Source organism: Gelidimonas diazotrophica, from assembly GCF_055694025.1.
On the sequence record NZ_CM146349.1, the window covers coordinates 848,526 to 862,812 of the forward strand.

The following is a 14,287-nucleotide window of genomic DNA, read 5'->3' on the forward strand; positions in this document are numbered from 1 at the left end:
TGAAATACAGTTATAGGTATGTGTGGAAACATGCGGCGCTACGAATTGCGCCTACGGCATTGGCACCGGGATAGTCCGCTTGCAGTTGCCTGACAGGCGGGCTGGAGCAGTGGCCGATTAATTGTAATCGCGCTGGTCGTGCTTGCTGGAAATCAGCTCGTTTCTGGACAGCGACATCATCAGGACGGCGATCAGTTCGTGCATGATGATCGTATGGTGGTTGCCGCTCTGCTGAAAATGATTGCGCAACTCCTCGCGCACCTTCGCCACGCCGGTCACATCGATCAGGATGTCGACGCCGTTGCCTAGCCGCGCAATTTCCATAAAGTCAGTGGTGGTCACGATGCCGTACTCGCGCGCCAGCTTGATACCCGGCATTTCCTGGTTCAGGTCAGCCACGCCGACCACTTCGACAAAGCTGGAATCGAGCAGTTGCTTCAAGAGCGGGGTGCCGGTTTCGCCGGCGCCGATTACGCCAATACGGATTTTTTTCATGGTATTTCGCCTTTGCTTTGCAATGTAAAAAATCGAGTTTTGTTTCGCTGACATTATAGTCCGGCAACAGATGACAAAATGCAACTAAATGAAGCTGCCGCAAACTCGTCGTCCACCCGCTCCAGAAGTTCCGATTTCTTATTTTTTGCACAGCTGTGGATTATGGTTCCAGGCAGGCGCGCTATGCGCAATATGCCAATCGAATCTACCGACTCCGGTACGCATTACGGTTTTCTATTCTGGCGCGGACCGCACGCAGTTGCGCCCCGACTGCTTGGCGTGGTACATCGCGGTGTCGGCTAGTCGCAGCAGATCCTCGGGGACCTGCTGCTGTGAAGGCAGCAGGCTGGCCACGCCCATGCTGAAGCTGACGATGCCTGTCGGTATTTCCGCATGGGGCAGGGCCAGCGACCCGACTTCCTGCTGGATGCGACTGGCGGCTTCCAGCGCATCTATTCCGTTTGTATCCGGCAACAGCACGGTGAATTCCTCGCCACCGTAGCGTGCCACCAGCTCGCCCGCGCGGTGTCCCGCCTTCACCATCGCCTGGGTCAGCGCCCGCAGACAGTCGTCGCCGGCCAAGTGTCCATAGAAGTCGTTGTAATGTTTGAAGTTGTCAACGTCGAGCATGATCAGCGACAGCGGCGTACCGGCGCGTTGCGCGCGCGTCCATTCCTTCGCAAGCATGTGGTCGAAGCTGCGGCGGTTGGCGATGCCGGTCAGGCCGTCCGTATCGCTCAACATTTGCAGCTGGTTATTCGCGTCTTCCAGTTCGCGGGTGCGCACCTCGATCAGAGCCTCGAGATCGTTGTTGCGTATCAGCAAGCTCTTGATCGGATAGACCTCGCCCTCATGAATCGTGCTATAGGGGATCGAGATGCCACTGTGCACAATCTTCCAGTCCTCGCCCTCCAAGCGGAACACCAGCCCCAGCCGCGCCGCCTTGCTCGACAGGATGCACTCGGGGATTGGCAGGTGAATGTGGAACAGCGCGGTGACGGCCACGACCGTGTCGCTCAGGTCTTGTATCGACAGGTCCAGCATCTCGATGCGGATACGGCCGCTCACCTGCGCGAAATCCTGTCTGGTGATCGCCACCCACTTGCCCCTGTCCTTGACCAGAAAATCGCCGCCGCCGGTGTAACCGCTGAAATTTTCGCTGAAGTGCGTAGTCAGGCGATCATCGCGCGCGGCGTACATCTCGATGTACTCCTCGAACAGTGAACGGATCAGGTGCTGGCGTTCTGCTTGCATGGTGCTGGCGATCATGGCGAGTTAGAGAAGTGGTTTTTGGAAAAAATATTGCAAAGAAATGCCGGCTTGCCGACGCGATTTTGTTGCCGATACAGATGTAACTTTACCATCGGATGTTGCTATTCGGTACCTTTTATGGCCTTGAATAATTGCGTCTTTTAATCTTCATGGATTTATGAAAATTAGGTGGGTATCAGCTAAAACAGGTATTTTTACGCACGTATCGCCTATGCTTTTGAAAATACACTCGCGCGTATGTTTAGGAGCATGCGGCGCTATGAATTGCGGCTTACAGCCTTGAATAACATTGGAAAATATACCCGATGCCCGCGGGGCGCGGTGTAATCGCTTACGCCTTCGATGTAGACGCCTTTTCAATTAAAACAATGTCAGTAGGGCGTAATAAGCGCAGCGCATTACGCCGCATGCTGACGGAGTGCGGCTATAGAGAATAGGGCGTAATGGCATGCCAATCGAAACCCCTGCTACACCATTACGCCGCATGCCTACTCCGTATAACCCGATTCCTCCTCATCGCCGCCAGCCCAATCTGCAGGATAAACACCGTGACCTACCAGCAGGTGAAACGTCGAATACGGCCAATCAATCACCTTGCGAATCAAACCATGCTTGAGCGGATTGATATGGACGTAATCCATGTGCGCAGCAAAATCACGGTCATCGCGAATCAAATGTTCCCAATAACGCCGCTGCCAAATACCCCGTTCGCCGCGACGCACACGGATCGCGGGGCGCCATTCCGTTTTCGGAAGTGATTTGGAAAAGCGGATTTTAATCAAGCGCCAACGTACCGCAAAATCCGCATCGCCAATCGGAAGTTCGATCACGCAATGCAAATGATCCGGCAACACGACCCAGGCGTGGATGGTGAAAGGATGTGTAACCCGAACCACCCGCACAGCGTCGCGCAGAAGATCAATATGCCGCACCAGCAGATCGTTGCCGAATCGCTGCAGCAGATTCACAGTAAAGAAATAAGTGCCGCCCGGATGCCAGGCGCGTCGGTAATTGGGCATTGTTGGAATTTAGCATATGCAACATGCGCGAAGCGCGCCAAGACGTAACGTCCAACCGTTGCCCAACCGTAGGGCAACAGTAGGGCGCAATAAGCGCAGCGCATTGCGCCGCATGCTGACGGCGCATGGATGATGGGTTGCGCAGTCCAGCCTTCTTGGTTTTATGAAACAGGTGGAGTATCAGTTAAAACAGGCACATTACCGCCCGTATCAATTGTGGTATTTAAAAATACACTTGTAGGTATGCGCAGGAACATACGGCGCAATGCGCTTCGCTTATTGACGCCCTACGAATTGCGCCTTACGGCCTTACGCATTGCGGCTTGCGGCCTTATATTTATTTCCTAACTTTCGTAGATTCCATAACTAATTTAGACCATTGGGAAGTTCTATCGAGACGGCGTTCACCTGGAGTGGCTTTATCGGAACCGTATTTTTTGTTTAATGCCTGCATTGATGGATGTTCGCCACGGTAAACCGTTCCGCCGAATTTTGAATTATCAATAGCAAGTTGCGCGTTATCTCCGAGAGCAATAACATTTTCAGCATTTGCTAGAACATTATTGATTCTTTGTATATTTTTTGGATCTTTGATTTCGGTATCATTACCTTGGGTTCGATTGTTTTTTTTCATATAATAAACTTCTTCAGTCGCGTTTACTATAGTGTAATCGGCTAGTTTTGTAGATGGAAATTTAACTGGGTCGTGCAAATGGAAATACTTAATCATGGTCTCTAGCGTGTTTCCTGTTTCTCCCGCTGCTGGTCTTCCTGCTTTTTCTTCACATTGGCCTGGCGCAGATAATAATATTACGGTTTTTATGTCCGATCGATCACCAACACGAAATGCAGGAGTAGTTTTTTGAGTATCGGAAATTAATCCTATTTTTTTCGTAAAATGAATTTTATTTGGTAACTGCCCATGAGACTTGTTATTCTCTATCTGCGAAATTGGAGTGTTTTTTAGATACGTCTTTTGTACTTCGATTTTTGCATGCTTGATCATAACTAATCGCTGCTGTTCTGTAATACCAATCTGCTTGAGATCAGATTTTTTCTGTATTTTTTCTTTTTCGATACGTTTGGTCACAATTAATCGTTGTCGTTCCATAGTTGCAGCTTGTGTGATGTCGTTTAGGCGCTTACGTTCTTCGTTTGCTGCTTGCTTGGTGACGTATTGCTGTTGACGATTTTCGTATTCCGCTTGCTTAATTGCTCGTTGCCGTTGACGCTCTTCGTAATCCGCTTGCTTAATTGCCTGTTGCCGTTGACGCTCTTCGTAATCCGCTTGATTTATGGCTTTAATTTTTTTTCGTACCTCATATTCAAGTTTTTTTATTATGGATTGCCTTTTTCTCTCTTCCCATTCTGCTTTTTTTGTTGCATTTTTCCTCTGGCGATCATTGTATTCAGATTGCGTTTCTTTCTCTTGCCATGAAGTCGGTAAGCTATTAGAAATTTTTTTTGACGATAGATATAAGCTGATATAAATGATGAAATTATTTCTGAATAATTCATTATGTGTAGACCGTAAAAAATAATTTAAAAATTAAAACAATCATTTAAAAGATAAAATAATAAGGGGTCAGACCACGATTTTATTTATGTTCATGTCTTTGTTCCGCTGGAAACTATAAGTGATCTGGTTGTAACTGGGGTAATTATTTTTAAAAAAGCAATCCTCTTACCCAATCCCCACCAAACTCCTCCCTCCCGCCGTCTTCTGCACCAATATCCTGGTCGCAATCCGTTCCGTCATTTCCTGCACATGCGAGATCACGCCGACCTTGCGGCCCATCGATTGCAGGCCGTCTAGCGCGTCCATTGCGACGCGCAAGGTGTCTGCATCCAAACTGCCGAAACCTTCATCAATGAACAGCGATTCGACGCGCACCCGGTTGCTTGACAGCGATGCGAGGCCGAGCGCTAACGCTAGCGAAACCAGGAAAGATTCGCCGCCGGATAGCGAGTGGACTGAGCGCAATTCATCCCCCATGTCCTGATCCACCACCATCAGCGCCAGCGTGTCGCTGATGCGTTGCAGCCGGTAGCGGCGCGAGAGTTCGTTCAGGTGGCGGTTGGCGTAGCCGAGCAGTACGTCGAGCGTGGTTTGCTGCGCGTAATTGCGGAATTTTTTGCCGTCGGCGGCACCGATCAGGTCATTGAGTTTCGCCCACAGCCGGTAGGTGGTTTCCTGCTTGGCGATGGTGGTGAGCATGTCGGCCGCATGCACACGGCGCGCTTGGTCTTGGGCTAATGACAGTTGCAATCCGGTGGCTTGGGCGTGGGCGCTCTGGCGCTCGGCGGCCAAGGTGTGCAGCGCTTGCTGCAGCGTGTCTATCGGGTTGGCACTGATGTCGGTTGCAAGCTCGGGCGCAATCGCGTTGGCTTCTGTTTCGTTCAGCGTGTTTTCTATAGGTGCTGTGTCTGTTTCGGCTGGATTGGCAGCTTGCGGTGGGCGCTGTTGCTGGTGCGCTTGCCGTTGGCTGGTGCGCTCTTGCAATACGGTGGTGGCTTGTTGGGCTGCGGCGTCGATTGCGTGTAATTGCTTGCGCTCAAAGGCGATCCAGTCGGCGGGGTGGGCTAGCAGCGCGTGCAGTTGGGCGGTGTCGAATGTGGCCGGTTCGTTGTCGGCACAATTATTTGCAACATTATTTGCAACATTATTTTCAACAGTAAAGCGGCTGATCCAGTCGGCCACTTGCTCGGCGGCGGTTTGGGCTTCGCTGTTGTGGCTGGCGAGGCGCGCTTTGGCTTGTTCCAGCGCTTCGATAAAACGGGTTTGGGCTTGCTTGCTGTCGTTGCTGGCTTGGGTGCGTTGGAGCAACAGGGTTTTGGCGGCGACAATCGCGTTGGCAAATTGCGATTCGATTCTCTGTACCGGCTGGCCGTTGAATAGCGCGTGGCGTAGGGCTTGCATGGCTTTCAATGCGGCGTCGCTGGCGGCGAAGGCGCTGTTGGCGCGCAATTGATCGGTAGTTGCCTTGCTGTGCGCATCGAACAATCCGCTGTGTTCCAGCGTCAGGGTGGCGTTGCGTTGCAGGCCTTGGTCGCGGGCGTTGCGCTGGGTTTGCCATTGTTCTGCGTTGTGCTTGGATTGATTGTAGAAGGCATCCGGTTCTTGTTGCCAGTCGATTCTCCAGCTGAATTTTCCATCGATTTTCCAATTTTCAGCATCAAGTGGATCGCTGAAGGCGGCGTCGAGTTGGTCCAGACATTGGGTTAAGCGTTGCTGGCTTTGGTGCTTTTGTTCGGCGCTGGCGTGTTGTCTGGATTGGGTCTCAAACAGCGCGATTTGCATCGCGCTGGCGGCTTCTTTCTTTGCGTTGTGTTCTGTCGCGGCGCGCTCGAATGCAGCTTGGGCGGTGTCTTTGGCTTGGGCGGCGTTGCGCCAATCGGTTTCTAGCTGGTTGATGCTGCGCAGTCGCGTTTGCACGGTGGCGCGCTGGCTGGCGAACCAGTCGGCTTGTTGTGCGGTATCAATCTCGCTTAATTCGATGGCAATCGGGTGCGCTTGCCAGTCTTGGCGGTGGCGCTCTAGCGCGGTGTGCAATTGCTGCTGCTCTTTTTCGATGGTGGCCAGTTGGCGGCGGTGGCTGGCGGCGTCCGCGCTGTGGGTGGCGTGCTGTTGGTGCGCGTGCTGAGATTGCTGGCGGCAGTGTGCAACTTCGGTTTGCAGGCTGGCCAGCATCGCGTGCAGTTGCGGATTGTCTACAGAATACGGATGCGCGGTCGCGCCGCAGACCGGGCAGGGCGCGTCCGGTTCCAGCGCGGCGCGCAAGGTTTCGACGTTTTCACCGCAGGCGGCTTCGGCGCTTTTCAGCGAGCGTTCGGCTTGCGCCAATGCAGCGGTGTACGCAGGGATCTGTGCGCTGACTTGGGCCAATGCAGTATCGGCTTGGGTTGTGGCTTGCTGGCTGTTTTGGCTTTGCGTGTGCAGCGCTTGTTGGCGGGTTTGGTGTTCAGCCAGTGCGCGCCAGATTTGCTCGGCGCTGCCGAGTTGGTCGCGGTGGATTTCTGCGTTGTGCTTGCGTGCTTGTAGCGCGGCGATGTCGATGCTGGCGTGTCGCAGTGCGGCGTGCTGGCGCTGCTGGTCGGCCTGATTCAGTGCGACGCCGGCGGCAGTGAGTGCTGCAGTCGTTGTTTTAAGCAGTGCGTCCTGCTTTTCTATGTTCCGTAAAAATGTTGCCAGTATACCTTCAATTTGCACTGTTTCATTGCGGTAAGTGCATGCCTGCTTCAGGAGTATGTCCCAGCGCGGCCAGTTTTCCGCCAGCGTTTGCAGCGGCGCGTGTTGCGCCAGCCAATGTTCGGTGGCTTGCTGCTTTTGTTGCGCGGCGTTGATTTCTGTTTGCTTGGTGTGCAGGTTTTTCTGGGCCAGCGCGGCGGTTTGGTCGGCGTCGATTTGCGCTTGCTGCGCTTGACGATGCGCGGGCAGCGATGTGTCGATGCGGGCGTCGAGCGCCTTGGCCTGATCCAGCGTGGGGGCGGCGTTGCTTTGCGCTTGCTCGGCGTCCGTCAGCGTGCGTTGCGCGATTTCCAGCGCGGCGTCGGCTTGCTGGCGGGTTTGCTCGGTGTTGGTCAGCTTGGTCTGGCAATCGGCAATTGCGCTGTGATCCTGGGCGATGGTGCGCGTCAGTCGGTCTACTTCGGCCACTAGCGGGCGGGCGGCTTGAACCGATTCGACACGGTGCAGATCGGTGCGACGTTCGGCGGCGGCTTCTTGTTGCGCTTGCCTTTGCTGCAATTGCGCCTGCGCTAGTTGTTCGTTCTGGTGGAATTTGTCGTCGTCCTGATGCCAGCGCAGCTGGGTGTCGAGTTCGGTTTTGTGCAGATCGAGCGCGGTGACGGCGGCGTTGGCGGCGCTGCTGTCTTGTTCCAGTTGGCTGCGGGTGTCGTCGGGGAGCGGTCGCTGATCGGCCAGTTGGTCATTGATGCGCTGCAATTTAAGCTGTTCTTCCTTGGCGCGGGCATAGGCGCGCTGCGACAGCGCGCTGTAGATGGCGCTGCCGGTCAGGGTTTCGAGCAATTCGCCGCGCTCGTTGTCGTCGGCTTTCAGGAAGGCGGAAAACTCGTTTTGCGCCAACAACACTGCGCGGGTGAATTGGTCGAACGAGAGGCCGATGCGTTGCACGATCTCATGCAGGACTTCTTTATTGGTGCCGCCGATGGGATGCAAGTCGGGCAATTGTTTCAGGCTCATGTCGGTTTTTTGCAAGCCGCCGCCCGCTTTGCCACGCGCCCGCCGCACGCTCCAGCGGGCGCGGTAGGCAAGCCCGTCGTTGCCGACGAAATCGACTTCGGCATAGCCTTCTGCAGTGCCGCGCCGCAACAGGTTGCGGGCGTCTTGCTGGCTGATGGTGTTGTCGCCGACGTCGGGCAAACCGATGCCGCCGGCTTTCAACAAGCGCGGCGTTTTTTCATACAGCGCCATGCACAGCGCATCCAGCAGCGTGCTTTTGCCGGCGCCGGTCGGGCCGGAAATGGCGAACAGGCCGGCTGATTTCAGCGGTTCCTGTTCGAAATCGACTTCAAATTCGCCCGCCAGCGAAGCCAGGTTTTTGCCACGGATTGCGAGGATTTTCATATCTTATTTATTTACTTTTCATTTCGCTCCCGTCTCCCGCAAGCGGGAGAAGGGTCGGGGATGAGGGTGGTCGTCGGAGCCGTATTGCGGATATTTACCGACGCCGCAGCTTGCAATACCTGATAAATCGACTCCAAGACACCTTCCGTTTCCGTCAGCATCTGGTTATTCCAGAAGCGCATTATTTGGATGCCTTGCCCGTGCAACCATTGATCCCGTACTTGATCGTACGCCGCCGCCTCGCCATGCTGCCCGCCATCAAGCTCAATGCCGAGCTTACGTTCATCGCAGTAAAAATCCAGAATGTAGCGTCCGACTGGATGCTGTCGTCTGAATTTTGCACCAGCGAGGCGGCGATTGCGCAATAGCTTCCACAGCAATGCTTCGGCGTCGGTCATGCTGCTCCGCATTTCTCTGGCCCAAGTGCGGATATCGTCGGGGAGTCTGGCAGGGTGGTGGGGTGAATGGATTTCCATTGAGCAGGTTTATTGGGTTGTTTTCAGGGGAGTGATTGTGCGGAGTCCCTCCCTTGCAGGGCATAGGTATCTACACATCTAGTAATCCACTGTTTGCCCCTCTCTCCCGCTCGCGGGAGAGAGGGGGCCCGCAAACATTCCGGCCGCATCAATATGGCAATGCAATCCAGGTTGCGCCTTGTTTTGACACTTGACATATTGCGACCTCCCTCATCCCCGGCCCTTCTCCCGCAAGCGGGAGAAGGGAGTAAATGCAGGATTGCAGGATTTCAATGGATATCTTCGGCTGGCGTCAGCATCAATTCGGCAAAAGCGGCGCGCAGTTCGAGCGGCGCGTCGGTTTTATATTTAGTGCTGTAGAGCCGGTTGAAGATGTCGTCCGGTTGCAGCCGTTCCAGCTGATCCAGCGATGCGGCGGCCTCATTCGCGCCGGCCGCGATTTTGGGCGTGAAGCTGGTTTCGATCTTGGCGAGGCGCACTTGTTTGCCTTCCAGCGCGGTTTCAATTTGGGCGCGCAGGCCGGGTTCGGGCGCGTCGAGACGGATGCGCACTTCCAGATACGGCTGTCGTTGTAAATCTGCATGGTCAGGTAATACAAGCGCTGCCAGCGCAGTGAGTACTTCTTCCAGTGGCGCAGGCTGTTTCGGTACGCGCAATAATTCGACTGCACGCGGCACCGGCAGGGCGGTAATATCCGCCACCGTTTCGCCGTTCAGATCGACGCGCAGCACTTGATGCGGATAGTTTACTTCGGCAAACGACATCGGCAGCGGGCTGCCGCAATAACGCAGGTGCGCTTGCTTGCCGACGCTTTGCGCCAGGTGCAAATGGCCCAGCGCGGCATAGGCGATTGCCGGGTCGAAGATACCAGCAGGCAACGCTTCGGTGCCGCCGATGACGATGCGACGCTCGGAGTCTTGTGAGATTTCGCCGCCCACCATGTGGCAATGGCCCAGCGCGATAATTGCCTGGCCGGGCTGGCGCAAGGTCAGCGCATATTCCAGCGCCTGACGGTACAGCAGCGCGATGCCTTCCATGTAAGGATCGTTCGTGGTTTCTGTGTTTGTCTCCACCCCTTTTTCAACACGCGGCACGTCTCCGGGGCGCAGGAAGGGGATCACCAAGCACCAGGCGGCGATGTCGCCCAGTCGATTTTTGAGCGGCACCACCAGCCGCGCAAGGTCGATTGTGCCGTCCGGCAAGCGTGGAACAAAACCGATCACAGTTGCGTCCAATGTTTCCAGCAGCGGTCCCGGTGCTTCCAGCCGGCCCGGCGAATCATGGTTGCCGGCGATGATGACGATGTTCAGATGCGGCACCCGCGTTTTGGCTTGCTGCAAAAAGCGGTATAGCTGCTTTTGCGAAACGGCGGACGGGTTTGCATTGTCGAAGATGTCGCCGGAGATCAGTAAGCCTTCCGCCTGTTCGGCGACGAGCGTATCGAGTAGCCAGTCCAGAAAGTGTTGATGTTCGAAGCTGCGTTCGAAAGTGTGCAAGGTCTGGCCCAGATGCCAGTCCGAGGTATGGATGAAGCGCACGATGATGTCCTTTGGTCCGCGTTTGGATGACGGGAGGTAGTGATATATTGGCCGTTAATATAACTGATAGCACTTGAATAATTATGCTTTTCAGCAGGTAGGATGGGTGAAACCCATCATGTGCTGTGGTAATTACAGTGATGGGTTTCACCCATCCTACAAAACTGTTCAAGCCAAAGGAATAACCATGTTGCCAAAAAAGCCGGACAGCGCCAAGCTGGACAAGATCGTCGCCGATGCGCGCCGTAACGCAGATCAGCGCGAGGTGGGATACCGCGAACGGGCGCTGAAAATCTACCCGTGGATTTGCGGCCGCTGCATGCGGGAATTTACCCTCACCAATCTGTCGCAACTGACCGTACATCACCGCAACCATAATCACAGCGACAATCCGCCCGACGGCAGCAACTGGGAATTGCTCTGCTTGTATTGCCACGATAACGAACACTCGCGCTATCTGGAAGCCGATCAACAAGGCACCTCCGCGCAGGGTAGCGGCGGGGTGCAAGCGGCAACCCATAATCCTTTTGCCGCCTTGTCTTCGCTGATCAAGAAGAAGTCTTGATGCATACAATCAAGCAACAACATCAAAGGTGCAATCGCTTTGTGGCCTGAGATAATGCAGCTCTTAATATTAGTCAGAAAGAATGCGCCGTGTTCGACAAACCGATTGTGATGCTGGATTTTGAGACGACCGGCTTGTCCCCGGATAGGGGCGACCGTATTACCGAGGTTGCGGCGCTGCGGATTGTGGATGGCAAAATTACGGATCGTTACGTGTCGCTGGTGAATTGCGGCGTGCGGATTCCCTCTTTTATTACCGGCCTGACCGGCATCTCGCAAGCGATGGTGAATGCCGCGCCACGCGCTTCTGTGGTGGTGCCGGAGTTGCTGGATTTTATCGGTAGTGATGCGTTGTCGGCGCATAACGCCAGCTTCGATTTGCGGTTTTTATTGGCTGAAAGTGGAATGCAAGGCTTGCGTCCGGCGCATCAGGGTTTGATCTGCTCGCTCAAATTGTCGCGGCGGGTGTTTCCCGGCATGGCCAGTTACAAGCTGGCGGCACTGGCGTCGGCGTTGCGCATCCGCTTCAACAGCGCAGCACACAGGGCCGAAGCCGATGCCGAAGTGTCGGCCAAGTTGCTGCTGCATATCGGCGATCATCTGGGATGCCATTACGGCCTGCGCAAGATTGATCCGCTGTGGCTGGAATCGGTCAACCGCCAAAGCGCGGCCAAGGTGCCGGACTTCCTCAAAAAACGCTGTGCAATGCAGGCGTAGCAGTGGTGCATTGGGATTTTGCGGTTTTAGTCTGGAAGCAGCAGCTGATCGCTGAGGGTTTGGTTTGCTGATGCTTCAGTCACCCATGCAAGAGTAATAAGAGTCATGTAGCTTCCTGAATAACTAGATGGCTCAACATTGTTATAAAACAAGGCAATATTGCTGAGAGTTATCTGTTTCTCTATTGAATAGTGGAAACCTCTTCATATAATGATCTGTAGCAATTAGTGCAGCAACGAGTTGCAGTAATAAGCTGCAGTAATAAGTTGCAGCAAATAAGCGAGGACGCGATGGAAAATGTATTGCAAAAGACCATTGAAATTCCACCAGAGCAGAAAAAAATTGGCTTCAATTTTAATAAATTTCAAGCAATCGTTTGCATGGCAGCGTCGGCAGTCGTCAGCATTGGCTTGATTGTCTGGGCGGTTAAGGCGATTTTCTAAAATTGCATATGTGATTATTTAGGCCAGCGCCTTTGTCATCATCCCGGCGGCAACTATCACGCATATCAGGGCGAATCCTTTTTGAAGCTGCGGCCCGGCCAGACGCGACGCAATGATGCGCCCGGCAATCACTCCAGCAAGCGCGCCCCCGGAAAAAGGGATGGCGATAGCGAAGTTCAGATGACCCGCCGAAGCGCTGGTTGCGACGCCAGTAAGAGATATCAGAGCAATCACCGCCAACGAGGTTGCTACGACAGACTGCATCGTCAGGTCTGTATAGCGTTGCAATGCCGGCACCATGACAAATCCACCACCTACGCCCAGTAGACCTGACAACAGCCCGGCAATAGTGCCGGACAGCGCCAAAGCACGGGCGCATCGTGTCGTCCAGATGAACCGGCCGCTCGCGGCGTCCCGAATGCATGGCAAGTCTATGGTTGGGATTTGGTCCTGGCCCCGCATTCCCATTTGCGCCTGGCGATATGTTCTGAATGCGACGAACAGCAGGATGAGACCAAACAGGATACCCAACGAACGGTTATCCAGCCGCTGGGCTAGCCAGAAGCCCGCTGGCGACAACAGCATGCCTGCGCTCGCAATCAGTAGCGCAGCGCGGTAACGCAGTGTTCCTGCTTTCAAGCCAAAACCGGCACCCAGAGCCGCCGCCAACCCAACGGCTAGCAAGCCAATTGGCCCAGCCTGCGCAACATCCAGATGGGCGCCGAACACCAGCAGCGGGACGGCGAGTATTCCACCGCCGGCACCAGTCAAAGCCATGATGGTGCCGACCAAGAGCCCCAATCCGATACTAGTTATCATGCAGACCTTTTCCCGTAATGCGTTAAATTTTAATTTAAACAGAAGAGTATATTTGCAATCTTGCACATGCTATTCATCACCGATTTGAACAAGGATTGTTAATGATATTGCGCCAAATGTTTGAGCCGGGTAAGCGTCAAATAAATGGCAGAATTACATAATTGCCACAACAGAAGACAACAAGGGGACGCATCAATGAATCCACAAAACGCGATTATCAATTGCTGCGCGTATAGAAACGGTAAAAAGCTAAAAGACATCACGATTGAAGCCATCAGTGACGTGTTACAGGAAAACGATACTTTCGTCTGGGTCGGGCTGCTCGAACCGGACCCAGAACTGATGGGCAAAATCCAAGAGGAATTCGGTCTGCACGAACTGGCAGTGGAAGATGCACATAAGGCGCATCAGCGGACAAAACTGGAAGAATATGGCGACACGCTATTTTTGGTTCTCCACACCGCGATGTTAGCTAATGAAGAGATTCAGTTTGGCGAAACGCATATTTTCCTGGGACCACGCTTCGTTGTCACCATACGGCATGGGCAATCAATGGGCTACGCCAAAGTTCGGGAACGCACCGAGAGCCTGCCAGACAGGCTGGCAAACGGCCCCGGCTATGTGCTGTATTCGATTGTCGATTTCGTGGTCGACCAGTATCAACCGTGTATCGACAATCTGCAGGCAAGGTTCAAAAGCTTTGAGAACCAGCTGTTCAAACCTAGTTCTCAAGCAGATAACTTACAGGATTTTTACAGCCTGAAAAATGAACTGCTGACACTGCACGCGGCAGCGGTGCCATTAATCGAGATTTGTACGCAATTACTGCGCTTTCATAGCGACATAATTCCTAAGGAAAACCGCATTTATTACCGGGACATCATCGACCATGTCGCCCGGGTCACCCATGCCGCCGACCGGATGCGCGAAATGATTAATGCCGCGATGCAGGTCGCCCTGGCGCAGGTGACTATTCGCCAGAACGAAGTGGTCAAGCGGCTCGCCGGCTGGGGCGCTATTTTGGCGGTGCCCACCATGGTATTTAGTTTGTATGGGATGAATTTCGAGTACATGCCAGAACTGAAATGGAAATGGAGTTACCCGATAATTTTGGGCGGCATTATTGTTGGCTGTATTTTGCTGCACCGCCGGCTGAAGCGTGCCGGTTGGTTATAAAAACATCAAATGAAAAAACTGTTTCCTTTTCATAAGGAAAAATTCAATTGGATGCTTAGGTATTTTAGGTATTGATCCCGACTCCTGTTCGTTTACGGGCGTTCAGATGGGGAGCGGTATTTGTCGCGAGTATGTCGATGAACTTGTTTGTTGTGAAATAGATATCTATATAAAGTGTGAA

At 53.8% G+C, this 14,287-nt stretch carries 13 protein-coding genes; 4 read left to right on the forward strand and 9 right to left on the reverse strand.

Annotation, left to right across the window (positions count from 1 at the left end; all coding sequences use genetic code 11):
* Window positions 1-117: 117 nt before the first annotated feature.
* From KGFNPO_RS03995 to KGFNPO_RS04030, 8 genes are all read right to left on the reverse strand, one after another.
* Window positions 118-495 carry an oxidoreductase gene (locus KGFNPO_RS03995; protein ID WP_472633202.1) on the reverse strand — a complete coding sequence of 126 codons (378 nt, stop codon included), beginning with the start codon at window positions 493-495 and terminating at the stop codon, window positions 118-120.
* Between the two features lie 234 nt (window positions 496-729).
* Window positions 730-1,764, reverse strand: a complete 1,035-nt coding sequence (locus tag KGFNPO_RS04000; RefSeq protein WP_472633203.1) for a GGDEF domain-containing protein — start codon at window positions 1,762-1,764, stop codon at window positions 730-732.
* 491 nt (window positions 1,765-2,255) lie between these two features.
* The gene (locus KGFNPO_RS04005; RefSeq protein WP_472633204.1) at window positions 2,256-2,786 is read right to left on the reverse strand and encodes an REP-associated tyrosine transposase; all 531 of its coding nucleotides are present in this window, start codon (window positions 2,784-2,786) and stop codon (window positions 2,256-2,258) included.
* A 337-nt stretch (window positions 2,787-3,123) separates the two neighbouring features.
* Window positions 3,124-3,897 carry a hypothetical protein gene (locus KGFNPO_RS04010; protein WP_472633205.1) on the reverse strand — a complete coding sequence of 258 codons (774 nt, stop codon included), beginning with the start codon at window positions 3,895-3,897 and terminating at the stop codon, window positions 3,124-3,126.
* 227 nt (window positions 3,898-4,124) lie between these two features.
* Complete coding sequence (locus KGFNPO_RS04015) at window positions 4,125-4,304, reverse strand: hypothetical protein (protein WP_472633206.1); 180 nt, start codon at window positions 4,302-4,304, stop codon at window positions 4,125-4,127.
* Window positions 4,305-4,470: 166 nt separating this feature from the next.
* On the reverse strand, window positions 4,471-8,373 hold the full coding sequence (locus KGFNPO_RS04020) for an AAA family ATPase (protein WP_472633207.1): 3,903 nt from the start codon (window positions 8,371-8,373) through the stop codon (window positions 4,471-4,473).
* A gap of 11 nt (window positions 8,374-8,384) precedes the next feature.
* A complete protein-coding gene (locus KGFNPO_RS04025) occupies window positions 8,385-8,849 on the reverse strand; it encodes an endonuclease domain-containing protein (RefSeq protein ID WP_472633208.1) in 465 nt (154 codons plus the stop codon).
* 269 nt (window positions 8,850-9,118) lie between these two features.
* On the reverse strand, window positions 9,119-10,387 hold the full coding sequence (locus KGFNPO_RS04030; protein ID WP_472633209.1) for an exonuclease SbcCD subunit D C-terminal domain-containing protein: 1,269 nt from the start codon (window positions 10,385-10,387) through the stop codon (window positions 9,119-9,121).
* Window positions 10,388-10,574: 187 nt separating this feature from the next.
* On the opposite strand from KGFNPO_RS04030, the gene KGFNPO_RS04035 reads away from it, so the two are divergent.
* From KGFNPO_RS04035 to KGFNPO_RS04045, 3 genes are all read left to right on the forward strand, one after another.
* Window positions 10,575-10,952 carry a YajD family HNH nuclease gene (locus tag KGFNPO_RS04035; RefSeq protein ID WP_472633210.1) on the forward strand — a complete coding sequence of 126 codons (378 nt, stop codon included), beginning with the start codon at window positions 10,575-10,577 and terminating at the stop codon, window positions 10,950-10,952.
* A gap of 89 nt (window positions 10,953-11,041) precedes the next feature.
* Window positions 11,042-11,668: a 3'-5' exonuclease gene (locus tag KGFNPO_RS04040; protein WP_472633211.1), complete on the forward strand. Its 627-nt coding sequence runs from the start codon at window positions 11,042-11,044 to the stop codon at window positions 11,666-11,668.
* A gap of 290 nt (window positions 11,669-11,958) precedes the next feature.
* Window positions 11,959-12,111, forward strand: a complete 153-nt coding sequence (locus KGFNPO_RS04045; RefSeq protein ID WP_472633212.1) for a hypothetical protein — start codon at window positions 11,959-11,961, stop codon at window positions 12,109-12,111.
* 18 nt (window positions 12,112-12,129) lie between these two features.
* On the opposite strand, the gene KGFNPO_RS04050 is transcribed toward KGFNPO_RS04045, so the two are convergent.
* A complete protein-coding gene (locus tag KGFNPO_RS04050; RefSeq protein ID WP_472633213.1) occupies window positions 12,130-12,930 on the reverse strand; it encodes a sulfite exporter TauE/SafE family protein in 801 nt (266 codons plus the stop codon).
* Window positions 12,931-13,125: 195 nt separating this feature from the next.
* Here KGFNPO_RS04050 and corA point away from each other — a divergent pair, with 195 nt between their 5' ends.
* Window positions 13,126-14,106, forward strand: coding sequence for a magnesium/cobalt transporter CorA (gene corA / locus KGFNPO_RS04055; RefSeq protein ID WP_472633214.1), 981 nt, complete (start codon window positions 13,126-13,128; stop codon window positions 14,104-14,106).
* The last annotated feature ends 181 nt before the right edge of the window (window positions 14,107-14,287 follow it).

Coding starts and splice junctions, on each gene's coding strand:
- KGFNPO_RS04010 (WP_472633205.1), bottom strand. CDS start 3,897: ATGGAACGACAACGATTAATTGTGACCAAACGTATCGAAAAAGAAAAA.
- KGFNPO_RS04045 (WP_472633212.1), top strand. CDS start 11,959: ATGGAAAATGTATTGCAAAAGACCATTGAAATTCCACCAGAGCAGAAA.
- KGFNPO_RS03995 (WP_472633202.1), bottom strand. CDS start 495: ATGAAAAAAATCCGTATTGGCGTAATCGGCGCCGGCGAAACCGGCACC.
- KGFNPO_RS04020 (WP_472633207.1), bottom strand. CDS start 8,373: ATGAAAATCCTCGCAATCCGTGGCAAAAACCTGGCTTCGCTGGCGGGC.
- KGFNPO_RS04035 (WP_472633210.1), top strand. CDS start 10,575: ATGTTGCCAAAAAAGCCGGACAGCGCCAAGCTGGACAAGATCGTCGCC.
- KGFNPO_RS04000 (WP_472633203.1), bottom strand. CDS start 1,764: ATGATCGCCAGCACCATGCAAGCAGAACGCCAGCACCTGATCCGTTCA.
- KGFNPO_RS04015 (WP_472633206.1), bottom strand. CDS start 4,304: ATGAATTATTCAGAAATAATTTCATCATTTATATCAGCTTATATCTAT.
- corA (WP_472633214.1), top strand. CDS start 13,126: ATGAATCCACAAAACGCGATTATCAATTGCTGCGCGTATAGAAACGGT.
- KGFNPO_RS04025 (WP_472633208.1), bottom strand. CDS start 8,849: ATGGAAATCCATTCACCCCACCACCCTGCCAGACTCCCCGACGATATC.
- KGFNPO_RS04005 (WP_472633204.1), bottom strand. CDS start 2,786: ATGCCCAATTACCGACGCGCCTGGCATCCGGGCGGCACTTATTTCTTT.
- KGFNPO_RS04050 (WP_472633213.1), bottom strand. CDS start 12,930: ATGATAACTAGTATCGGATTGGGGCTCTTGGTCGGCACCATCATGGCT.